This is a genomic window from Nannocystis punicea (assembly GCF_026965555.1).
GTDB lineage: Bacteria > Myxococcota_A > Polyangia > Nannocystales > Nannocystaceae > Nannocystis > Nannocystis punicea.
In genome coordinates, this window is sequence record NZ_CP114040.1 from 3,753,350 (window position 1) to 3,776,306 (window position 22,957).

The window sequence follows — 22,957 nt, forward strand, 5'->3', positions numbered from 1 at the left end:
TGTATGTGAAATTTCAACGGGCTCCCCAGTTGGTTACGCCGGCGACATGGACACCGACGTCGCCCGCGGCGCGAGGGAATGTCGCCGAGACGTCTCTGATTTTCTCCTGGAGCCTCGGCCCCGCCGCCGGCCTCGTCGCGTACCATGACTTCCCGAGAGCCGTGTTCTCGGGCCGTACGGATAGAGTGCTACGCCTGGCGACGCCGCCGGTGCTGGCGGCGTTGCTGGCATGCGTGCGCCCGCCGCTGGGGACGACCTGTCCCAAGATACAGCCCGGCGCCCTGGTCCTGACCGAGTTCCGCGAGGACCAGCCGGGCTCGTACCGCCAGTGGATCGAGCTGTACAACGCCTCCGACGAGCCGATCGAGCTGGCCGGGCTGCGGCTGCAGTTCACCCGCAACGACGGCAAGCCCGACGGCAGCTTCCTCGTCCGCGACGAGGCCCTGGTGGTCGAGCCCGGGGACTACGTGGTGCTCGGCAGCGACGACCCGGAGCGCGCGCCGTACCTCGACTACAGCTACCTGGTCGACTGGTACAGCCCGTCGAACCCGGACAACCCGCGCGACCTGCCGAAGGGCGGCCTCGTCGAGGTGCGCGCCTGCGGCGTCCTGATCGACCGCGTCGTCCTGCGCAACCTGACGCAGGTCGACCCGAGCGCGCCGCCGAAGGGCACCACCTTCTGGCCCGGCGACCCGAGCGCCGCCGACAACGACGAGGGCGCGAACTGGTGCGTCGACGACTTCACCACGTCGACCGGCATCGGCGTGTTCGGCACCCCGGGGGAGGCCAATCCGCCATGTCCCTGACGACATGGTCCAAGGTACAGGCTCGCCGGGTCGCGCTCGCCGCCCTGGCGGGCTTGACTCTGGGGAGCTCGGCCTGCAACCCGGTGGTCCACCGGTTCGACCGCACCACCGTCGTCTCCAGCCTGGCCAAGGGCAACGACGCGGCGCTCATCATCGGCGAGTTCCCGCTGATGAAGGTCACCGACGGCGACACCATCCGCGTCGCCGGCCTCGACGCCAGCATGCGCCTGCTCGGCCTCGACACCGAGGAGACCTTCAAGCGCAAGTCCGAGTACATGGAGTTCGACAAGGGCTGGGAGCGCTACCTCGCCGACGCCCAGGCCAAGACCAAGAGCCCGGTCAAGATCCCGACGCCGATGGGCGAGGAGGCCAAGAAGTTCGCCGAGGCCTTCTTCAAGGGCGTGCGCAACGTCCGGCTCGAGCGCGATCACCCCAAGGAGATCCGCGACTTCTACAACCGCTACCTCGCGTACGTGTTCGTCGAGAAGGACGGCAAGACCTACAACTACAACGTCGAGTGCGTGCGCGCCGGGATGAGCCCGTACTTCAGCAAGTACGGCTACTCGCGCCGGTTCCACAAGGAGTTCGTGGCCGCCCAGGAGGAGGCCCGCGCCGCCAAGCGCGGGATCTGGGACCCGGCCAAGCAGCACTACACCGACTACGACCGCCGCCTCGAGTGGTGGAACCGCCGCGGCGACTTCATCCAGGCGTTCGAGCTGGAGGCCGCCGACCACCCCAACTGGATCGTCCTGACCCACTGGGACGCGATCGACCGCCTGCAGAGCAGGGTCGGCCGCGAGGTCGTGATCCTCGGCGCCATCGGCGACATCCGCGAGACGGCCGGCCCGACCAAGGTCCTGCTCAGCCGCCGCCGCACCGGCAGCCTGCCGCTGATCTTCTTCGACAAGGACGTCCTGGCCCGCTCCGGCGCGCTCGAGGCCCGCGGCGAGTTCGTGGTCGCCCGCGGCGTCCTCACCAAGTACTTCAACAAGTACAAGAAGCAGGACGAGCTGCAGATCGTCGTCACCGTGCCCGGGCAGATCCAGCACGAGGTGCTCGCGCCGGCCGACCCGGAGCAGGCCGTCGCCGCGGATGTCCCCGAGGACACGTCCCAAGAGACAGAAACCAAGGAGCCTGTCCCCCAGGACACGGCCAAGCCCGACGCCGGCGACGCGCCGGCCGACCCCCGCGAGAACGACGCCGCCGAGCGCGAGGACAGCCTCGCGCCGCCGGGCGCCGCCGACTGACGCCCGTCCGGGCGAGACCGAGATCCGACCATGAACCGCCGCACGCTCGCCCGCCTCGCCCTCGTCGTCTCCGTCGCCCCGTCGTGGGGCTGCGGCGACAGCAACGCCACCAGCGACACCGACGCCGGCAGCTGCGTGGCCGCGCTGCGCGGCGGCGAGCTGGTGATCACCGAGTACATGCCCGACCCCAAGGGCAGCGACGCCGACGGCATCGAGTGGATCGAGGTCCACAACCCCGGCAGCGCGGCGGTCAGCCTGAGCGGCGTCGGCCTCGTCTACAGCAAGGCCGACGGCACCGACTCCAAGGGCCACCTGATCCAGGGCGCCGTCGAGATCCCGCCCGGCGCCTACATGACCTTCGGCGCGGTCACCGACGAGACCCGCCCGGAGTACATCGACTACGGCTACGGCACCGACCTCGGCTCGATGTCCAACACCTCGGGCCTCCTGACCGTGCGCTGCGGCAACGTCGTCGTCGACGAGGTCCTCTACGACGCGACGCGGATCAAGGACGGCGTCAGCACCACCCTCGACGGCCAGGTCACGCCCGACGCGACCGCCAACGACGACCTGGCCCTGTGGTGCACCGCGCCGACCGACGGCGAGCCCTACTTCACGACCGAGTTCGGCTCGCCGCGCCAGCCCAACGCCGCCTGTCCGCTGGCGGCCCCCGAGTCGTGCGGCCAGTGCTACGACGGCGGCGCCCTGCGCGACGCGCTCGCGCCGGCCGCGGGCCAGCTGGTGATCACCGAGGTCATGGCCAACGCCGGCCTCACCACCATGACCGTCGGCGAGTGGTTCGAGCTGCAGGTGACCGGCGGCGAGTTCGACCTCAACTGCCTGCAGTACGGCAGCAACACCACCAAGTTCGCCTCCGACCCCGAGAGCGCGCAGGTGCTGCAGCAGCCCGAGTGCTTCAAGGTCGGCGCCGGCGACACCGTGCTGTTCTCGCAGAAGCAGTGGGAACAGACCGACGTCGTCATGAAGCTGACGCTCAACGACAGCGCCAGCGACTCGAACCCGAGCCCCGGCGTGTACATCGCCTACGGCGGCCAGATCCTCGACGAGATCCACTACCCGAACCCCAAGGACGGCATCGCCTGGAGCCTCGACCCCGGCTCGACGACCGTCGCCGGCAACGACGACCCGGCCAACTTCTGCCTGGCCTACAACGCGTTCGCCGAGGGCGACTTCGGCACGCCGGGCGCCCCCAACCCGGTCTGCCTCAAGAACCCGTGCGACGACGGCGGCACCGTCCGCGAGGCGGTCGCACCTGTCCCCGGGGACATCCTCATCACCGAGGTCCACGCCAACGTGTCGACCGGCATCGGCGAGCCGGCCGGCGAGTGGGTCGAGTTCTTCACCCCCGTCAGCTTCGACCTCAACGGCCTGCAGCTCGGCAAGTCGGCCGACTCGATCAGCTTCACGTTCCCCAACGATCAGTGCCTGCCGGTCGGCCCCGGCTTCGTCCTGCTGGCCCGCAGCGGCGCCACCGGCGACATGCTCGCGCCCGCCGGCAGCTACGGCAGCCTGCAGCTCGGCAACACCTCCGGCACCCTGTGGATCGGCGTCGGCGGCGTCGAGCTCGACCAGATGCCGTACGACTCGCCGAAGGACGGCGTGGCGCGCCAGGTCGACGCGGCGGTGATCGACGCGTTCGAGCAGTCGCTCGATCCGACCCTCAACGATCCGGCCGAGGCGCGCTGCGACGCGACCGTCCCGTACGCGCCGTTCAACACCGACCTCGGCACGCCCGGCGCCGAGAACGCTGTGTGCGGCGGGGCGCCGCCGACCGGGCAGTGCACCGACCCCGACACCCAGGCGCCGCGCGACATCGATCCGCCGCAGGCCGGCGAGCTCCTGATCACCGAGTGGATGGCCAACCCCTCGCAGGTCGGCGACACCGAGGGCGAGTGGTTCGAGCTGTTCGCCGACGCCGACTTCGACCTCAACGGCCTCGAGCTCGGCAAGGTGTGGGACCCGTACACCGTCGGCGACACGGTGCCGGCCGCCGGCGACTGCCTCGAGGTCAAGGCCGGCAATTCGGTGCTCATCGCCCGCTCGGCCGACGCCGCGGTCAACGGCGGCCTGCCGGCGCCGCAGTTCGTCACCAAGCTCAGCCTCGGCAACTCGAACGGTGGCCTGTTCGTCGGCCACGGGGGGATCGAGCTCGACCACGTCGCCTACGCGTCGAGCAGCGACGGCGACTCGACCCAGCTGTCGCTCGAGTTCATCACCCCGGGCGCGCTCGACGTCGCGGTCAACGACGACCCCGCCAACCTCTGCTTCGCCGAGGCGCTCTACAACGCGACCGACAAGGGCAGCCCGGGCGCGCAGAACGTCGCCTGCGGCGGCGGCTTCGTCGACCCGTGCTTCGACGCCCAGCTGAACGCCATGCGCGAGAAGCACTCGCCCGGCGTCGGCGACCTGGTGATCACCGAGTTCGTCGCCAACCCCTCGGGCACCGAGACCGACCGCGAGTGGTTCGAGGTGCTGGCCAACGCCGACGTCGACCTCAACAACGTCAAGGCGCTGTCGAAGTTCGCGCCCACGCCGGCCGAGCTCGCGGCCGCCAAGACCTTCGGCGGCACCAACTGCATCGCGGTGGCCGCCGGCTCGCGCGCCCTCGTGGCCCGCAAGACCGACCCCGCGGTCAACGGCGGCCTGCCGGCGGTCGACGCCGTGTTCGGCTTCTCGCTCGCCAACTCGGCCGGCGTCATCTCGCTGTCGGTCGGCGAGCTCGTGCTCGACGCGGTGCAGTGGGCCACCAGCCAGGGCGAGGACATCGCCACCCAGCTCGACCCCGGCGTCTCGAACCCCGGCCTCAACGACAACACCGACGCCGCACCCTGGTGCGACGCCGTCGGCCCCGGCACCCCCAAGCAGGAGAACCCGGCATGCCCCTGACCCGGCTCGCGCCCCTTCTCGCGTCCATGCACCTCCTGGCCTTCGGGACAGCCGGGTGCGATCGGCCCGGAGCGTCCGACCCGGACGGCGGCGACGCCCCCGAGGAGTCGGTCTGCGGGCCGACCGTCGGCACGGTCGCCAAGGTCATCGACGGCGACACCATCGTGCTCGAGAGCGGCGAGAAGGTCCGCTACCTGCTGGTCGACACGCCGGAGATCACCAACGGCAAGCGCGAGTGCTTCGGCCTCGAGGCCCGCGACTTCAACGCGGAGTACGTGCTCGGCCAGGAGATCCGGCTGACCTACGACGTCGAGTGCGCCGACGCGTACGGCCGCCTGCTGGCCTACGTCGACGCCCCCGACGGCGAGATCAACTCGCTGCTGATCGCCCGCGGCTACGCCTGCGTGCTCGACATCCCGCCCAACGGCGAGGACCGGGCCAGCGAGTTCATGGCCATGCAGCGCACCGCCAAGGACCAGAAGGCCGGGCTGTGGGGCATGTGCGGCGACGTCTGCGGCCCCTGACCGACCCTTGTTAGGATCGAGCTCCCGAACCTCCGGTAGATGACCTCTCACATGTCCTTGCGGCCAGCTTCACCTCGCCGCGCCCGTCGGCGCGGCGCGATCGCCCTCGCGCTCGGGCTCTGCGCCGCGCTCGCGCCCGCCGGGGCCGCCGCGGCCCCGTACGAGACCTTCGTCGACGTCGACGACGAGGACGACCTGCTCGAGCTCAACACCGCCGGCGACATCTCCGGCGAGACCTTCGACACCCTGGTCGAGCTGCTGCGCCGCGGCGTCAACCTCAACAGCGCCTCGCGCGAGGAGCTGTTCACGCTGCCGAACCTGACCTACAAGCAGGTCGACGGCATCATCCGCTACCGCCAGGAGGCCGGCTTCATCTACGACCCGGCCGCGCTGGTGCTCGCCGGCGTGCTGGACCGCGACCAGCTCGAGGCGATCGCGGCGTTCATCTACATCGTCGAGCCCAACCGCCGCTACTCCGCGACCTCCGGCAAGGTCCGCCTGCGCACCGCCTGGTCGCCGCCCGACCGCCGCCTGCCGGCGATGGTCCTCGACGGCCAGGTCCAGACCCTGCGCCACCTCCGGCTCGGCTTCGCCGGCGTGCTCACCCGCAGCCGCGTCGACGACGTCCGCTACGATCCCAACCGCGACGCCCTGTCGGCCGAGCAGCCGCGCCCGCGCGGCTACCTGCCCAAGGTGTACATCCAGTGGGAGGACGACAATTACAACGTCCTCCTCGGCACCTACCGCATCGGCTTCGGCCAGCGCCTCACCTTCGACAACACCCGCAATTACACGCCGAACGGCATCTACCGCGACAACACGATCTACCCGCGGCCGGTCCGCCTGACCCGCCTTTGCAAGGAGTCGGCCGGCGAGCTGGCCGACACGCCGTGCGAGGGCGACCTCGGCGACACCTACGTGACGCCCGACTTCCGCTGGCAGGAGACGCTGCAGGGCATCGCCGCCGGCATCAAGAAGCTCAAGCTGGGCCACGGCTGGATGCAGGCCTACGCGTGGACCAGCGTGCAGGCGCGCAGCATCTATCAATACAAGCTGTACGACCCGGACAAGTGCGACGACCCGCGCAGCGACGACCCGCGCTGCGACGCCCCGCCGATCTACAAGCGCCAGCCCGACCCGTTCGCGCCGACGTCCGAGTTCGGCTACCAGACCCTGCCGCGGATGTTCCGCGAGGTCACGAGCGGCGGCAACGTCAGCTACTTCTTCAACCGCCGCTCGTGGGTCGGCGCCACCGGCTACGGCACCGCGATCAAGTGGCTCACCGGCGGCAAGGACTACGACTTCCAGGAGTGGTCCCGCACCCCGTTCGGCGGCCCGTTCGGGGCCGTGGGCATCAACGGCGCGTGGGGCTACCGCTGGAGCGACCTCGGCATCGAGGTGACGCGCAGCTTCGACTCGATGGCCAAGGCCACCGGCGTCAACCCCGGCGACAGCAAGGGCGGCGGCGGCTGGGCGGCGATCGTCCGCCACACCGCGACCTTCGGCAAGCACGAGATCGAGACGATCGTCCGCTACTACGATACGGAGTTCGCCAACCCGTACGCGCGCCCGCTGGCGTCGCCCGACGTGTACGAGGGCCAGCGCGCCCGCGACGAGGCCGGCGCCCGCATCCGCTACACCGGCAAGCCGAACAAGGCCTCGAACATCCGCACCTACGTCAACGCCTGGGTGTCGCCGTCGACCAAGGCGCCGGGGATCCAGGCCTACCTGCGCGGCGATTATCTGGTGACCCGGTGGTTCCTGCCGGCCTTGTGGGTCGAGTACCGCGACAAGGACATGCGCAAGACCGGCTATCAATACTGCTACGGCGGCGACGTCGGCGTGTCCGACCTGGTCTCCGGTGACGACCTCGACGGCGAGGTCTACAGCGACGAGGCGCTGGTCTACACCAACGTCAACGGCGAGCCGGTCCGCTGCGCCGGCGAGCAGCTCAAGTTCAACCTGCAGATGGCGTTCATGCCGCACAAGCGGGTCAAGATCGTGCCCCGCTACCAGCAGCGCTTCGTCGGCGACCCGCTCAAGGTCGACCCCGACGTCCCGGGCTTCCTCCCCGACGTCTACGAGAACGTCGAGCCCGCCCAGCGCACCAAGTACCGCCGCGACTCGCAGGCGTGGCTGACGATCAGCACCCGCCCGCTCGACCCGCTGCGGATCCGCGCCCGCGTCCGCTGGCTGTCGATGGACACCTCGAGCAACACGCTGCTCGAGCAGTCGCTGTGGAACTACCTGGACGTCGCCTACCTGATCAAGAAGACGTTCATGATCCAGGCCCGCTACGACCTCTACTTCTGGCTCGACAAGCGCCAGAGCACGCTCGATCGCATCCCGTCGCCCGAGCACCGCTTCCTCGTCTCGCTCGAAGGCCGCTTCTGAGCGGCCGGCGAGCAGGGCGGCACGGAGGTGGCGCCGGCTCGCCGGCGAGCGGCGCCGAGACGACTTCGGCTGTGTGAGTCGATATGTCTTTCAAGACATATGATGATGTTTTGTGGTGTGTGCATTCACCCGCGGTAGCGCCTCAAACTGCGCAGCTTGCGCAATGGCGTCTGGGGCCGATTGGGGCGTGGCGTGGCGCACAATCGATGGAGCACGTGCGCCGCGTCGTGGTCGGTGAGAGAGGTCGTTGACGGACGATGTAGGTGTTCCAATTACACCGGCGAGACCGCCATGGAACGCCGCCGTCCCGTCGCCGCACTGTTATCAATGTTCGTGTGCACGCTGCCTGCCGCGGCCTGGGCCTCGCCCGTGCCGCAGGCGCCGATGAGCCTGGGGCGGGCGCAGCACGTGGCCGAATACTTCCCCGGGGTCGGGCTCCTCGTCACCGGCGGTCACGTCGCGGACGGCGCGGGCGAATCCGTCGAGTGCTTCGACGCGGCCGCGGGGGCCTGGAGCCCGCTCGCCGCCGCGCCCGGGGGCCTGTGGGACGCCATCGGCGTGCGCCTGGCCGACGGCCGCTGGCTCGCGCTCGACGCGGTCGTGGGCGTCGTCTACGACCCGACCGCCGACATCTGGCTCGACGTGCCCGCGCTGGCCGGCACGTCCCGCGAGCAGGCGGCGATCAGCCTGCTCGCCGACGGCGACGCGCTGATCGTCGGCGGCCTCGAGACGCCGAGGACCTCATTGCGCTACGACCCGGGCACCGGCGTCCTCGCGGCTCCGCGCCCGCTCGCGCAGGGGCGCAGCAGCCTGACCGCGACGACCCTGCCCGACGGCCGCGTCCTGGCCGCGGGCGGCTGGCGGTGGGGCTACCTGGCCGCGTGGGACGGGGAGATCCAGGAGCCGCTGGCGAGCGCTGAGCGCTACGATCCGGCCGCCGACGCGTGGACCGCGGCGGCCGCGATGGCGACCGCGCGCGAGCGCCACGCGGCGACCCTGCTGGCCACCGGCGAGGTGCTGGTCACCGGCGGTCACAGCTTCGACGTCGCCCTCGGGTCCGATCCGTTCTTCGTCACCGCCTCCGCCGAGCGCTACGATCCGGTCCACGACAGCTGGGCGCCGGCCGCGGCGATGAGCGAGGCGCGGTTCGAGCACACCGCCACGCGCTTGCCCTCGGGCAAGGTGCTGGTGGCCGGCGGTCGCGGCCCTGGCGGGGCGCTGGCGAGCGTCGAGGTCTACGATCCTGCGAGCGACACGTGGACGTCGCTGGCGCCGATGTCGACGCCGCGGTGGTTGCACTCGGCGACCTACGTGCCGGGTCACGGGGTCGTGATCGTCGGCGGCACCTCCGGCTCGATCACAAGCCCGCTGGCGAGCGTCGAGCTCTATCCTTTCGGACAGGTCGCGGCCGGCTCGGCGTGCACCATCGACGACGAGTGCGCCAGTGATTCGTGCTTCGCGGGCGTGTGCGAGTCCGAGGATCCGGGCGGCGACGACTGGGGCGGTCCGTTCGATTGCGCGGCCGATCCCGCGGGCGCGCCGGCCGACGGGATCGGCGTCCTGGGGCTCGTCGGGCTCGGCCTGTGCGGCACGCGTCGCCGGCGGGCCCCGGCGTCCCGGCGCTGAGCTGCCGTGAGTCCGCGTCGGTCTGCGACGGTGAGGCGACCACGGCGTGCCACGGCGCCTGCACGCCCCCGCCCGCGGTGGGTGCGGTCGCGTGAGCACGGGTCGCCGGTCACAGCGACCAGGCGCTGAGCTGCAGGCGCTCGCCGGACACGGGGTCCTCGTCGTGGCTGCGCGGCATGACGATCAGCTCGCCGCACTCGCCGAGGGTGGTAAACAGGAAGCGCCCGCCGGCGATCGTGGCGGCGCCCGGCAGCGGCGTGACGTCCAGCGTGGCGCCCTGGAGCGACACGCGATGGACCTCGACGGTGCGGTCGGCCAGGAACGGGTTGTCGGGGGCCGGCTTGCGCACGACCGGGATCGTCAGGTGATCGCCCGACAGGTACATCTCGCGCGTCCGCGGCAGCCCCAGGTCGTCCGCGACCGCGAACTCGGCCTCCCACAGCGGGCCGCCGTCGCCGGCGGTGCGGGCCAGGAGGCGCAGCGTCCCGGTGTTCAGATCGCCCGCCATCACCGCCCAGCCGTCGGGGATGGCGACTGCACCGATCACGTGCGGCAAGTCGGGTCGGTCGAGCTCGACCAGCCACTCGAGATCGCCGGCGCTGTCGAGGCCGCGCAGGATCACGCGGGACGTGTCTCCCGACTCGGAGGCGTAAGCGACCAGCGCCGCGCCGTCCTCGCGCGAGGCCAGCGCGCCCAGCTTGCCCGCGGCCACCGACACGACCTCGATCGACTCGGTCGCGACGTCGCCCGGCGCGAGCCTGGCCATCTGGACCGGCGCCTCGCCGTCGAGGCCGAGCAACACCGGGACGTCGAGCTGTCCCATCAACCACCACGCGGCCTTCCAGTCGACCAGCTCGGCGCTGGCTTTCGGCGTCCCGTCGCTGGCGAAGCGCGCGACCCATTTCACCTCCGGCGTCTCGTCGCCCATGACCCAGCTCTGCCGGCCCGTGAGCAGCAAGGAGTCGTCGACGTCGCGCTGGATGGCGAACACTGTCCCGCTCCCCGGCAGCAGGTCGCCCTGGTGGAACCCGAGCGGCTCGCCGGTCGCCGAGGTGAGCAGGACGCCGGGGCCGAACTTGTTGGTGAAGCCGTCGCGCGCCATGAACGGCACCGCGAGCCGCCCGTCGGCCATGGTCGTGATGCCGAACTGGTACTCGATCACTTCCAGGCCGGCGTCGCCCGGCGGCTCGATCACTGTCGACCACAACGGCGTGAATGGAGGCTGTCCTTCGGGACATGTCACTGGTTCACCGGTGGTGTCGCCGGTGTCGCTCGTGCTCGTGCTCGTGCTCGTGGTCGGGTCGCCCTCGGTGGTCTCGGTGCCGGTCGTCGAGGGCAGGGGCGCGCCGGTGGTCGGGTCCGGCGGCTCCGCGCTCGTGCTCGTGGTGGTGGTCGGGGTGCTCGAGTCGGTCTCGTCGGTGGCGGTATCGCCCGGCTCGGCGGGCACGTTCGGCCCGCAGGCGGCGGACAGGAGGAGGCCGAGGAGGGGCAGGCGGGGGTTCCGTAGGCGCATGCGAGGGATTGCCGCGCAGCCTCGCGGCGCTGACGGACGTCGATCGGAATCGGCCGCGGCGCGCACATGCGGAGGTGCGCGCGAGGCGGGTTCGCGGGGTTCGCGGCGCGGTCGATCCAGTGATCGAAAACCGGGGCGGCGTTACTCGACAGTACGACGTTCGGAGCCGCTGGACCGGCGGCTCCGCGTGTGGAGACCCGACTCCAAATCGCTCCTGTTTCGCCGCGAAGGACTCCGACCATGACCCGACTTTCCTCCGTGTTCGCCCATCGCATTCTCGTCTCGCTGGTACTCACCGGCGGCCTGGCCGTCAGCGGCTGTATCGAGGACATGACCGCCGAGGAGGCGGAGGCCGATCCGGCCGCGTTCCTCGGCGACGAGGAGTGGTGGGACGCGGGCCCGCCCGCCGGCGAGGAGGCGATCGAGCCCCTCGACGACCTCCGCGCGGAGACCGAGATCGCGGCCGCGCCGGCGTTCCAGCTGCCGTTCCCGTGCGGCCAGGTGTGGGCCGGCCAGACCCGCTCCAATCACAGCCCGGTCAATTCGGTCGACTTCAACCGCGCGGACGACATCGGCGACACGGTCGTCGCGGCGGCGGCCGGCAAGGTCACGCGCGTCGCCAACGAGGGCAACGTCAGCTACGGCCGCTGGGTCGAGATCGATCACGGCGGCGGCTACCGCACCCGCTACGCGCACCTCAACTCGCAGAGCGTGTCGGTCGGGCAGAGCGTCAGCCAGGGCCAGAAGATCGGCACCGTCGGCAGCACCGGCGGCTCGACGGGCCCGCACCTGCACTACGAGCAGCGCCTGAACGGCACCGCGCAGAAGCCGGTGTTCAACGGCGCGACCGCGCTGTTCTTCGGCACCAAGAACTACACCAGCAAGAACAAGTGCGGCGGCGGCGGCGGCGGCAGCAGCGTCACCGGCACCGTGAACACCAGCGGCCTGCCGCTGACCGTGCGCTCGTCCCCGAGCACCGGCGCGACCGCGGTCGGCTCGGTCGCCGACGGCGCGAAGGTGACGATCACCTGCCAGAAGCACGGCACCTCGGTCACCGGCACCTACGGCACGACGACGCTGTGGGACTACATCGGCAACGGCTACGTCTCCGACGCCTACGTCAGCACCGGCTCCGACGGCCAGGTCGCCCCGACCTGCAACTGAGCCCGCGCGAATCTACGGAGCGCCGGATTGCGAGCACCCCGTGCTCGCGCCGGCGCTCGGTTCGTTTGTGCATCGTCCGCGGTGTCAGCGGCAGGTCGGCAGCGCGCCGGTCGAGGTCACCTGGAACGTGACGAGCCGCGCCGGCTGCCCGCGGTCGATCGCGACCGACAGCTTGGCGGTGCCCTTGTCGCACTCGAGGCCGTAGACGACCTCGCGCGGGCCGCGGACCTCGAGCGGCTCGCCGAGGTGGCAGGCGCCGTGCTCGAACTTCGCGTCGGCGAGCGTGCGCGTCAGCGTCGAGCGGCGGTAGCCGGGCGAGAAGTGGTCGAGGAAGGTGGCCTCGTCGAATTGCGCGAGCAGCGGCGCGGCGGCCTCGGCGAGCGCCTGCACCTCGGGGGCAGGTTTTCCGGCCAGCCAGGAGAGGGTGAAGCCGGAGATCTTCGGCGTCTGCGCGCTGGTGAGGTTGACCGTCAGCTCGGCGTCGCCGTGCTCGCACTTGGCCTTGTACACGCCGGACCACGGGCTCGTGGCTCGCTTGATCTTCCCGAGAGTGCAGGCGCCGAGGCCGTCGTGCAGCCACTGCATCTCGGCGGTCAGGAGCTTGGCGTTGCCGGCGGCCTTCCAGTCGTGCGTGCTCCACTCGCCGAACTTCGCCGGATCCCAGGCCGGGTACAGGCCGACGATCCGCTCCGCCGCCTGCGTCAGCTCCGGCAGCGGCTGCGCGGCGCGGCCCGCCAGCGCCCCGCCGTCGGCCAGCACGCGCTGGATCTGGACCGCGATCCCGTCGGTGTCGGTCCAGCCCGCGTTGCCGAGCACGATGATGCCGACACCCGCGTTCGGGAACATCCGGATCGTGGCGAAGTAGCCCTCGAGCGCGCCGTTGTGGCCGACGACGTAGGAGGCCTCGCAGTTGTGGCCGACGCTCCACGGGAAGCCCACGCCCGACGCGCCGCCGTCGACGCCGCCGGCGATCGCCTCGTCGGCGGTGGTGCGCGCGCGGAAGCTGCGGAGCGCGCGGAGCCGCTGGGCCTCGCGCAGGGTCGAGCGAGCGATCGGGCCGTCGTCGGCGCCGCCGCGCGGCGGCCAGGCGTCGAGCTGGAAGGTGACGAAGCGGGCGAGGTCGGCGACGGTCGACCACAAGCCGCCGGCGGCGCTGAGCGCACTGTGACGGCCCGAGGTGGTGGCGACGATCTTGCCGTCGACGGCCACGTGCCCGCGGGTGCGGCGATCTTCCGGCAGCTCGGTCTGCTCCCACACGGTCTCGTTCATGGCGAGCGGCTGCAGGACGGCGTCGCGGATCGCCTCGCCGAACGGCTTGCCGCTGGCGGCGGCGATGACGTGACCGAGCAGGACGAAGCCGAGGTTCGAGTACTCCGAGCTGATCCCCGGCGGGCGCAGCAGCGACAGGCCGTCGATCGCCTGCATCACCTCCTCGCGGGTGTGCGGGTTGCCGCCGACGCTGAGCGGCAGGTCGGGGTCGCGCGGCAGGCCTGCGGTGTGGGTGAGGATGTCGCGCACGGTCAGCGGCCGCGCGTCGGCGTTGGGGTAGACGAGCTTGTTGAGCTCGGGGAGGAGGTTGGCGGCGGGGGCGTCGAGGTCGAGCGCGCCCTCGTCGGCCATGCGCAGGGCGGTCATGCCCGAGAAGACCTTGGTGATCGAGCCGATCCGGAACGCGGTGTGGACGTCGACCGCGCCGCCGCCCTCGACCTGGCGCACGCCGAAGCCCTCGCCGAACGCGAGCTGGCCGTCGACGACGACGCCGACGGCGAGGCCGATCAGGCGATCGTCGGCGACGATCTTGGCGACCGTGTCGTGGAGCTTCGGCTGCAGGGCCGCGACCTTCTCCGCCCGCTTGGCGTCGGTGAACACGGTCGGCGGCACCTCACGCACCGCCATCACCGGCCCGCTGCGCGCCTCGAGCGGGACGAGCGCGGACCCGGGCGCGGTGTCGGGCCTTGGCGCGTGGGCACATGCGAGCCCGAGAGCGGCGATGAACGACGGCTGAGCGATGCAACGACGCATCCCGGCGAGTATGGTCCGGGCCGCGCGGCCGGAGGTTGAGGCGGTCGACAGCGACGCCGGCGTGCGTTGCCGCTGTGCAGCGCGCCACCCTCGAGAGGCGCGAGCGCCCGCCGTCGATGCGCACGCGCGGTGGCGGCCGCGCCGCTCGCTGTCGGGCGTCATCGCCGAGGCCCGCTCACGAGCCCTGCGACGGCCCCTCGAGGAGCACGCGGCGGAACACCTCCGAGAGCTCGCTCTGTCGCTCTTCGCCGGGCAGCGGAGCGGCCAGGACCCGCTCCGCCCGGGTGTGCCCCTTGCCGTCGCGGTGGACCGTGTAGAGGCGCTGGTCGGGGTCGTGGAGATCGAGGCCGGCGAGGATCGCCGGGTTGTGGGTGGTGATCAGGATCTGCTTGCCGTACCGGGCCGCGAGCGCGACGAGCCGGCGCATCAGCTCCGTGCACAGCCTGGGGTCGAGCGAGGCGTCGAGGTTGTCGATGGCGAACAGCCTCGGGGTGTCGGGGCTGATGACGAGGGCGAAGTAGAACAGGAGGAACAGGAAGCCCTCGTTGGCGCTGCGCTGGTCGAAGGTCTCCAGCGGGCTGCCCTCGGGCGCGGCCAGCCAGCGGTCGCGGATCCGCAGGGTGCGCTCGTACGGGGCCAGGTCGGTGCTGATCTGGAGGTCCTCGAACCAGTCGACGAGGCGCAGGTTGTCGCGCAGCTCGGCCAGGCGCGCCGGGTCGGCGGCGAGCTGCTTCAGCAGCTGGAACAGGCCCTCGCCGCGGATGCCGAGCGGGAGGATCTGGCCCTCCTGGGCGAAGCTCCGCAGGGCGTCGTTCTCGGGCGAGTAGATCAGGAAGGACTTCAGCGGGTCGAAGTTGTCGCGGAGGAAGATCTGGGCGAGGCGGGCGTCGACGAACTCCGCCAGCTCCTCCTCGCTGACGCGCTCGTCGTCGCCCTGGATCACCGAGCGGAAGGCGGTGCGGAAGCTGTCGAGGAGCAGCGTCTCCTTGGGCGAGCGGATGCCTCGCTCGCCGAGGACCGTCTTCCAGAAGCCGCGGCGCGTCGGCGCCGTCTCGACGTGGAAGCCGACGCGCTCCGGGCCCTGGGCGAGGCGGATGTCGATCTTCGTGTCGTCGTCGACCGCGAAGGCCGAGCGCATGAAGCGGGGCTCGGTGGTGCGGATCCCCCGGCTGGCGAGGAACTCGTGGTCGAGCTTGTCGCCGAGCGCCGCCCCGGCGAACGCGAACGCCTCGAGGATGTTGGTCTTGCCCGCCCCGTTGTCGCCGGTCAGCACGGTCACGCGGCCCGGCTCGAGGCGGAGGTCGCGGAGGGACTTGTAGTTCTTGACCTGGAACTCGGTGAGCACGGGGCGCCAGGCTTACCGCCCCGCTGCGGGACGGTCAACGCGCCGCGCGCGACGCGGGGGCTCTGTCATCACTTCTGCATCCGAGCGCGCGGGCTCGGATGCTGCGCGCTCGCGCGGCGAGCTCGACCGTCAGTCGGCGGCGTAGGCGTCCATCGGCGGGCAGGTGCACACGAGGTTGCGGTCGCCGAAGGCGTTGTCGATACGAGCGACGTGCGGCCAGAACTTGCCGGCGGCGACCCACGGCGCGGGGAAGGCCGCGACCTCGCGCGGGTACGGGCGCGCCCACTCGGTCGCGGTGACGACGTCGGCGGTGTGGGGGGCGTGCTTGAGCGGGTTGTTGTCGCGCGGCCACTGGCCCTGCTCGACCTTCCGCACCTCCTCGCGGATGGCGATCATCGCGTCGCAGAAGCGGTCGAGCTCGGCCTTCGGCTCGCTCTCGGTCGGCTCGATCATCAGGGTGCCGGCGACCGGGAACGACATCGTCGGCGCGTGGAAGCCGTAGTCCATCAGCCGCTTGGCGAAGTCCTCGGCCTCCATGCCGGCGCTGGCCTTGAGCGGGCGCAGGTCGAGGATGAACTCGTGGGCCACGCGGCCGTGCTCGCCGCGGTACAGCACCGGGTAGTGGCCCTCGAGCCGCTTCGCCATGTAGTTGGCGTTGAGGATCGCGACCTTGGTGGCGCGCGTGAGGCCGGCCGCACCCATCATCAGGATGTACATGAAGCTGATCGACAGGATGCTGGCGCTGCCCCACGGCGCGGCCGAGACCGGGCCGATCGCCTGGTCGCCGCCGCAGGGGACCACGGGGTGCCCGGGCAAGAACGGGGCGAGGTGCGAGGCGACCGCGATCGGGCCCATGCCGGGGCCGCCGCCGCCGTGCGGGATGCAGAAGGTCTTGTGCAGGTTGAGGTGACAGACGTCGGCGCCGTAGTCGCCCGGGCGGCACAGGCCGACCTGCGCGTTCATGTTGGCGCCGTCGAGGTAGACCTGGCCGCCGTGCTCGTGGATGACGCCGCAGATCTCGCGGATCTGGGCCTCGAACACGCCGTGCGTCGACGGGTAGGTGATCATCAGCGCGGCCAGCTTGCCTTCGTGCTGGGCGGCCTTCTTGCGCAGGTCGCCGACCTCGACGTTGCCGCGCTCGTCGCAGGCGACGGCCACGACCTTGAAGCCGGCGAGCACCGCGGAGGCCGGGTTGGTGCCGTGCGCGGAGGTCGGGATCAGGCACACGTCGCGGTGGCCCTGGCCGCGGCTCTGGTGATAGGCGCGGATGACGAGGAGGCCGGCGTACTCGCCCTGCGAGCCGGCGTTCGGCTGCAGCGAGACGGCGGCGAAGCCGGTGATGGCGCTCAGCGAGCGCTCGAGCGCGTCGAACATCGCGGTGTAGCCGGCCGCCTGGTCGCGCGGGACGAACGGGTGCAGGTCGGCGAGCTCGGGCCACGACAGCGGGATCATCTCCGAGGTGGCGTTGAGCTTCATCGTGCACGAGCCGAGCGAGATCATCGAGCTCGTGAGCGAGAGGTCGCGGCTCTCGAGCTTGTGGATGTAGCGCAGGAGGTCGTGCTCGCTGTGGTAGCTGTTGAACACCGGGTGGGTGAGGAACTCGCTGGCGCGCGTCAGCTCGCCGAAGCCGAGGTCTGTCCCTCGGGCCAGGTCGGTGACGTCGAGCGACGTCGGGCCGCCGGCGAACACCTCGAGCAGGGCCGCGACCTCTTCCACGGTGCTGCGCTCGTCGAGGGCGATGCCGACCCGGCCGGCGTCGATCGGCCGCAGGTTGTAGCCCTTCGCCAGCGCGCGCGCGTGCACCGCGTCGGCGTTGACGCCCTGCAGCGCGACGGTCACGGTGTCGAAGAACGGGGCGTCGCCGGTGTCGTGGCCGAGCTTGCGCAGGCCGGCCGCCAGCGCGGCCGTCAGCGCGTGCACGCGGGCGCCGATCCGCGAGAGGCCCTGCGGGCCGTGGTAGACGGCGTACATGCCGGCCATGATGGCGAGCAGCACCTGCGCGGTGCAGATGTTGCTGGTCGCCTTGTCGCGCCGGATGTGCTGCTCGCGGGTCTGCATCGCCATGCGGTAGGCCCGCTTGCCGCGGGCGTCGCGGGACACGCCGATGACGCGGCCGGGCAGGAGGCGCTTGTGCTCCTCGCGGCAGGACAGGAAGGCCGCGTGCGGGCCGCCGTAGCCGAGCGGGACGCCGAAGCGCTGGGCCGAGCCGATGGCGATGTCGGCCCCCATCTCGCCCGGCGGGCGCAGCACGGTCAGCGCGAGCAGGTCGGTGGCGACCACCGCGAGCGCGCCGGCGGCCCGGGCCCTGGCGATGACGGCGCTGGGGTCGCCGATCCGGCCGTAGGTGTCGGGCACCTGCAGCAGGACGCCGCAGACGTCGCCTGTCCCGAAGTCCATGTCCGCAGGGGCAGCCACACGGACGGTCACGCCGATCGCCTCGGCGCGGGTCTTGACGACGGCGATGGTCTGCGGGTGGCAATCGTCGGCGACCACGAAGGCGCGCTTCTTGCCGCTGGCGACGTGCAGGCACATCGCCATCGCCTCGGCCGCGGCGGTGCCCTCGTCGAGCAGCGAGGCGTTGCTGAGCGGCAGGCCGGTGAGGTCGCTGATCATCGTCTGGAAGTTGATCAGCGCCTCCAGGCGGCCTTGCGAGATCTCCGCCTGGTACGGCGTGTACTGCGTGTACCAGCCCGGGTTCTCGAGGATGTTGCGGAGGATGACGCCGGGGGTGTGCGCGGCCGAGTAGCCCATGCCGATGAGCGAGCGCAGGACCTTGTTCTGCTGCATCAGCTTGCGGAAGCGGGCCAGCGTCTCGGCCTCGCCGGGCTCGCGGTCGGCGGCGACGTCGCGGCCGAGGTCGAGGCCCGCGGTGATGCGGATCGAGCCGGGTACGGCCTCCTCGACCAGGGCGTCGAGCGACGACAGACCGAGGGTCTGCAGCATCGCGGCGATGTCGTCGGGGCGGGGCCCGATGTGGCGGTGGACGAAGGTGTCGGTGGGCGCGAGAAGGGCGGCGATCGGGTCGACGGCGGACATCGGCGGAGCGCATAGTAGCCGCGCGCTCTCGGGCCCCCAGGCCCCTCAGGCGAGAGTTTGGGCACTCACCGCCACGCGCTCATGGCGTCGACGATCGTGCGCGCCGCCTCGGGCCGGGCCGCGGTGCGCATGGCGTTGCTCATGGTCTGGAGCCGCTCCGGCGACTGGAGCAGACCGGCGAGCGCGGCCGTCAGCGCCTCTGGCGTCCACTCCGACTCGCGCAGGAGCACCGCGCCGCCGGCGTCGACCAGCGCGCGGGCGTTCCACTCCTGGTGATTGTCGGTCGCGTGCGGGAAGGGCACCAGCACCGCGGGCTTGCCGACCGCGGTGAGCTCCGACAGCGAGGTGGCGCCGGCGCGGCACAGCACCAGGTCGCACCAGGCGTACGGCGTGGCCATGTCCTTGAGGAAGGCGGCCACGCGCGCGCGCGGCTCGCCGAGGCCGAGGGCGGCGTAGCGGTCACGAACCCGCTCATCGTCGCCCTTGCCGGTCTGGTGCCAGATCTCGAGGCCCGGCAGGCGCGCGAGCAAGGCGGGCAGGGCGGCCAGGACCGCGTCGTTGATCGCGCGGGCGCCCTGCGAGCCGCCGAACACGAACAGGCGCGGGCCGTGCGGCGCCGCGACCGCGGCGGTGGTCTCGCCGGCGGCGACCAGCTGACCGAGGATCTGGCGGCGGATCGGGTTGCCGGCGAGGACGACCTTGCGCGCGGGGAACCGACTGCGGACGTCAGGGAAGGTGCAGAAGACCTTGCGCACCAGGCGAGACAGGATGCGGTTGGTGATCCCGGGGATGCTGTTCTGCTCGAGGATGGCGGTCGGAATCCGCAGCATCGACGCGGTCGCTACCACCGGCCCCGAGGCGTAGCCGCCGACGCCGACGACCACGTCGGGCCGCAGCCGCCGCAGCAGGCGGAGGCTCTGCCACCACGCCCGCGGCAGGCGCAGGAGGCCGCGCACGAGGCCCGTCAGGCCGCGGCCCTTGATGCCGGCGACGTCGATCAGCTCGAGCGGATAACCATTCTCGGGCACCGCGCGGGCCTCGATGCCGCGGGACGTGCCGACGAAGTGGACCTCGCCGCCGCGGGCCCGGATCTCCTCGGCCAGGGCGATGCCGGGGAACAGGTGCCCACCGGTGCCGCCGCCGGCGATCACCACCCGCAGGCCGGCGGTGGTCGCCGCCGCCGCGCCGGGGCGCACCGCCGGGGCCGGGCTCGCGGCCGTCACAGCCTCGCCGTCGCGCAGCAGGATCCGCGGCAGAACGGGGGTTTCGGCGGTGGTGGCGAGGGCGCGGGTCATGACGCCGGGATATAGACCCTTCATTCCGAAGAGGCCAATTGGCGGCGTGTGGCGTCGCCGGTGCGGGTCCAGATCTTGACCAGCTTGTCGACGCGGGTGCGGTCCTGCACGAGGTCGGCCAGCCGCTGGCCGTCGAGGACCTCGAGGAAGCGCTCGCGTGCCTGCGCCAGCGCGCGCACGAGGCCGCACGCCGGCACGATCGGGCAGGTGTTGTGCGCGTGGTCGAAGCACTCGACCACGTGGAAGTGCGGCTCGGTGGCGCGGACGACCTCGCCGACGCTGACGTCGGCCGGGTCGCGCGCGAGCCGCAGGCCGCCGCCGCGCCCGCGCGCCGACTCGACGTAGCCGAGCCGCGCCAGCTGGTGCGCGACTTTGACCAGGTGGTGGTTCGAGATCCCGTAGGCGGCGCTGACCTCGGCGACCGGCACCAACCGGTCCGGGTGCACCGCCAGATAGAGGAGGGTGCGCAGGGCGTAGTCGGTGAACTGTGTGAGCTGCATGTTCGAGCTGGCCTCGCGGACAGAAAATATGTATTAAGGATACAACTTTTCCGGCGCGAGTCCGGAGGGAGCAGGAGACGAGATGACGAGCCTCTACGACGAACTGGGCGGCGCCGTGGCCATCGACGCCGCGGTCGACATCTTCTACCGCAAGGTCATGGCCGACGCGAAGCTGGCGCCCTACTTCGACGACGTCGACATGGAGCGGCAGGCGGCCAAGCAGAAGGCGTTCTTGACGATGGTGACCGGCGGCCCGGCGAACTACAGCGGCCGCGACATGCGCCGCGCGCACGCTCACCTGGTGGCGGAGGGCATCGACGACAGCCACTTCGACGCGGTCGTCGGCCACCTCGCCGGCACGCTCAAGGAGCTCGGGGTCGACGATGCCAAGATCGCCCGCGTCGGCGCGGTCGCCGAGTCGGTCCGCAACGACGTCCTGGGCCGCAGCCCGGCGGTGTGAGCCATGACGGGACGGATCCGCCGCGGCAGCCTGGACCTGGTCTTGGAGCCAGGTGAGACGGCGCTCGAGGGCCTGCTCCGCGGCGGCGCTGCGGTCCCGTCGTCGTGCCGCGCCGGCGCCTGCCAGGCCTGCATGCTGCGCGCGGTGTCCGGCGACCCGGGCCCCGCGGCGCAGCAGGGCCTCGCCCCGGCGCTGCGCGAGCAGGGCTGGTTCTTGCCGTGCATGTCCCGGCCGACCGGCGAGCTGGTGATCCAGGAGGGCCCGCCGCCGGCGATCGGCGCCTCGATCGCCGACGTCACCGAGGTCGGCCCGGCGATCGTGCGGGTCCGCCTCGAGCCGGACGAAGATCTGTCCTATCGGCCAGGTCAGTACGTGCAGCTGATCCAGGGCGAGCACGTCCGCGCCTACTCGCTGGCCAGCTCGCCGGCCGAGGGCCGCGCGCTCGAGCTGCACGTCCGCGTCCACAGGCTCGGCCGCATGAGCCGCTGGCTGGCCGCGGCCGCGCCGGGCACCCGCGTCGGCCTGCGCGGCCCGGCCGGCGCCTGCTTCTACACCGAGGGCCGGCCCGACCAGCCGCTCCTCCTGGTCGGCACCGGCACCGGCCTGGCCCCGCTGCGGGCCATCGTCCGCGACGCCCGCCGCCGCGGCCACACCGGCCCGATCGCGCTGGTCCACGGCGCCCGCGACACCGCCGGGTTCTACCTCGTGGATGAACTCCAGGGCATGGTCGATGGTACAGGAAACTTCCGCTATGTCCGATGCGCCATGTCTGGAGAGACATCCGAGGACGTCGAGATCGGCGACCTGGGCGCGGTGACGCAGCGGCTGTTCCCCAGCCTCAAGGGCTGGCGGGTGTTCCTGTGCGGCAGCCCCGACCGGGTCAACGCGTTGAAGAAGCAGTGCTTCCTCCGCGGCGCGGGGCTCAAGGACATCAGCGCCGACGCGTTCCTGACCGCCGAGATGCCGCCGCCCGTGCGCTCGGCTCGCGGGCCGTGATTCGCGGCGTCACTGGCTCTGCTCGAAGCAGTAGAGGTGCGCCATGTCGGTGCACTTCCGGGCGCCGCAACCCTGCGTCCAGCGGGCGTCCTTGGCGGTGCATTCGCCCCCGTACACGTCGATGAGCAGCGCCGAGTTCCAGTTGTTGCAGTTGGCGGGGAGGCCCGCGCCCAGCGGGCTGGTCGCGGTCCACACCGGGCAGGTGTTGCACTCTTCGCCGACGCCTTCCTTGTCGCCGTACTCGTCGATGTCGAGCGCGTTGAGGTGCGGTAGCATGTCGACGAGGTCGTTCCAGCTGTTGGCGACCAGCGCGCCGTCGACCCGCTTGTACGGCAGCGTCGAGTGCTCGAGGCGCGCCGCGGCCGATACGCCGTCGGCGCTGAGCCAGGCGATGAACCGGCCCTCGAGGCCGGCGTCGTTCGCCAGCTGCTGACATTTCTCGTCGGCCCCCGCGAGCCCCTTGAGGTCGGCCTTGACCGCGACGCTCGACACGAACACCCGCATGTACGTGCGGACGCAATTCTCGCAGTTGTCGCCGCCGTCGTCGCACTGCTCGACGCCGGCGTGGACGAAGCCGTCGCCGCACTCTGCCGGCTGACAGTCGACGCAGTCGTCGGTGTCGTCGTCGTTGCCGTCGTCGCAGGGCTCCGAGGGGGCGACGATGCCGTCGCCGCAGACGGCCGGCTCCGGCGTCGTGGTCGACGACGATGTCATCATCATCGTGGTGCCGGGACCGGTGGTGCCCTCGGTGGTCCACTCGCTGGTGGTCGACTCGGCGGTGGTCGAATCGCCGGTGGTCGGGCCGAGGTCGGTGGTGGCGCTGGTCGTCGGGCTCGTGGTCGGTTCGAGCGTCGTCGTCGTCGTCGAGGTCGTCGACGAACTCGACGTCGTGCTCGTGTGGGTGCCGTTCGTGGTCGTCGCCGCCGAATCGGTCGCCGCCTCGCTGCCGGCTGTGGTCTCCGACCCCGACGGGGAGAAACAAGCCGGACTCAGCAGTGCGAAGAAGGCCCAGAACCCGCGCGACGCGATCATCCTGACCATTGTTCAGTAGACGGCCCACGCCGTCAAAAGCGGCGCGGGCGCGCCGAAGTCCTCATGGCGCGCCGAGGATTCGCGGGTTGG

At 71.6% G+C, this 22,957-nt stretch carries 17 protein-coding genes; 10 read left to right on the forward strand and 7 right to left on the reverse strand.

Features of this window, described 5'->3' with window-relative positions; genetic code table 11:
- Window positions 1-161: 161 nt before the first annotated feature.
- The 6 genes from O0S08_RS14455 to O0S08_RS14480 all read left to right on the forward strand — a co-directional run bounded on the left by O0S08_RS14455 (window position 162) and on the right by O0S08_RS14480 (window position 9,504).
- A complete protein-coding gene (locus O0S08_RS14455) occupies window positions 162-806 on the forward strand; it encodes a lamin tail domain-containing protein (RefSeq protein ID WP_269039711.1) in 645 nt (214 codons plus the stop codon).
- Window positions 797-2,053: a thermonuclease family protein gene (locus O0S08_RS14460; protein WP_269039712.1), complete on the forward strand. Its 1,257-nt coding sequence runs from the start codon at window positions 797-799 to the stop codon at window positions 2,051-2,053. The genes O0S08_RS14455 and O0S08_RS14460 overlap by 10 nt, the downstream gene beginning before the upstream one ends.
- Before the next feature lie 30 nt (window positions 2,054-2,083).
- Window positions 2,084-4,960 carry a lamin tail domain-containing protein gene (locus O0S08_RS14465; protein WP_269039713.1) on the forward strand — a complete coding sequence of 959 codons (2,877 nt, stop codon included), beginning with the start codon at window positions 2,084-2,086 and terminating at the stop codon, window positions 4,958-4,960.
- Between the two features lie 26 nt (window positions 4,961-4,986).
- Window positions 4,987-5,484: a thermonuclease family protein gene (locus tag O0S08_RS14470; protein WP_269039714.1), complete on the forward strand. Its 498-nt coding sequence runs from the start codon at window positions 4,987-4,989 to the stop codon at window positions 5,482-5,484.
- A gap of 39 nt (window positions 5,485-5,523) precedes the next feature.
- Window positions 5,524-7,878, forward strand: coding sequence for a helix-hairpin-helix domain-containing protein (locus tag O0S08_RS14475; protein WP_269039715.1), 2,355 nt, complete (start codon window positions 5,524-5,526; stop codon window positions 7,876-7,878).
- A 333-nt stretch (window positions 7,879-8,211) separates the two neighbouring features.
- Complete coding sequence (locus tag O0S08_RS14480) at window positions 8,212-9,504, forward strand: Kelch repeat-containing protein (protein ID WP_269039716.1); 1,293 nt, start codon at window positions 8,212-8,214, stop codon at window positions 9,502-9,504.
- Window positions 9,505-9,613: 109 nt separating this feature from the next.
- On the opposite strand, the gene O0S08_RS14485 is transcribed toward O0S08_RS14480, so the two are convergent.
- A complete protein-coding gene (locus O0S08_RS14485) occupies window positions 9,614-11,017 on the reverse strand; it encodes a hypothetical protein (protein ID WP_269039717.1) in 1,404 nt (467 codons plus the stop codon).
- A gap of 240 nt (window positions 11,018-11,257) precedes the next feature.
- Between O0S08_RS14485 and O0S08_RS14490 the strand changes: the two genes are divergently transcribed.
- Window positions 11,258-12,181 carry a peptidoglycan DD-metalloendopeptidase family protein gene (locus tag O0S08_RS14490; RefSeq protein ID WP_269039718.1) on the forward strand — a complete coding sequence of 308 codons (924 nt, stop codon included), beginning with the start codon at window positions 11,258-11,260 and terminating at the stop codon, window positions 12,179-12,181.
- Window positions 12,182-12,265: 84 nt separating this feature from the next.
- Here the strand turns inward: O0S08_RS14490 and O0S08_RS14495 are convergent, their stop codons facing one another.
- The 5 genes from O0S08_RS14495 to O0S08_RS14515 form a co-directional block, all read right to left on the reverse strand.
- On the reverse strand, window positions 12,266-14,203 hold the full coding sequence (locus O0S08_RS14495; protein WP_269039719.1) for a serine hydrolase domain-containing protein: 1,938 nt from the start codon (window positions 14,201-14,203) through the stop codon (window positions 12,266-12,268).
- Window positions 14,204-14,378: 175 nt separating this feature from the next.
- Window positions 14,379-15,548: an AAA family ATPase gene (locus O0S08_RS14500; RefSeq protein WP_269039720.1), complete on the reverse strand. Its 1,170-nt coding sequence runs from the start codon at window positions 15,546-15,548 to the stop codon at window positions 14,379-14,381.
- Between the two features lie 129 nt (window positions 15,549-15,677).
- Window positions 15,678-18,584 carry an aminomethyl-transferring glycine dehydrogenase gene (gcvP, locus tag O0S08_RS14505; protein WP_269039722.1) on the reverse strand — a complete coding sequence of 969 codons (2,907 nt, stop codon included), beginning with the start codon at window positions 18,582-18,584 and terminating at the stop codon, window positions 15,678-15,680.
- Between the two features lie 65 nt (window positions 18,585-18,649).
- A complete protein-coding gene (gene murG / locus O0S08_RS14510; protein ID WP_269039723.1) occupies window positions 18,650-19,879 on the reverse strand; it encodes an undecaprenyldiphospho-muramoylpentapeptide beta-N-acetylglucosaminyltransferase in 1,230 nt (409 codons plus the stop codon).
- 20 nt (window positions 19,880-19,899) lie between these two features.
- Window positions 19,900-20,379 carry an Rrf2 family transcriptional regulator gene (locus O0S08_RS14515; protein WP_269039724.1) on the reverse strand — a complete coding sequence of 160 codons (480 nt, stop codon included), beginning with the start codon at window positions 20,377-20,379 and terminating at the stop codon, window positions 19,900-19,902.
- 82 nt (window positions 20,380-20,461) lie between these two features.
- Between O0S08_RS14515 and O0S08_RS14520 the strand changes: the two genes are divergently transcribed.
- The gene (locus O0S08_RS14520; RefSeq protein WP_269039725.1) at window positions 20,462-20,839 is read left to right on the forward strand and encodes a group I truncated hemoglobin; all 378 of its coding nucleotides are present in this window, start codon (window positions 20,462-20,464) and stop codon (window positions 20,837-20,839) included.
- A 3-nt stretch (window positions 20,840-20,842) separates the two neighbouring features.
- Complete coding sequence (locus O0S08_RS14525) at window positions 20,843-21,835, forward strand: FAD-binding oxidoreductase (protein WP_269039726.1); 993 nt, start codon at window positions 20,843-20,845, stop codon at window positions 21,833-21,835.
- A gap of 9 nt (window positions 21,836-21,844) precedes the next feature.
- Here O0S08_RS14525 and O0S08_RS14530 read toward each other — a convergent pair whose 3' ends face one another.
- A complete protein-coding gene (locus O0S08_RS14530; protein WP_269039727.1) occupies window positions 21,845-22,555 on the reverse strand; it encodes a DUF4215 domain-containing protein in 711 nt (236 codons plus the stop codon).
- Between O0S08_RS14530 and O0S08_RS14535 the strand changes: the two genes are divergently transcribed.
- The gene (locus tag O0S08_RS14535) at window positions 22,530-22,886 is read left to right on the forward strand and encodes a hypothetical protein (protein WP_269039728.1); all 357 of its coding nucleotides are present in this window, start codon (window positions 22,530-22,532) and stop codon (window positions 22,884-22,886) included. The genes O0S08_RS14530 and O0S08_RS14535 overlap by 26 nt on opposite strands.
- Window positions 22,887-22,957 lie beyond the last annotated feature (71 nt).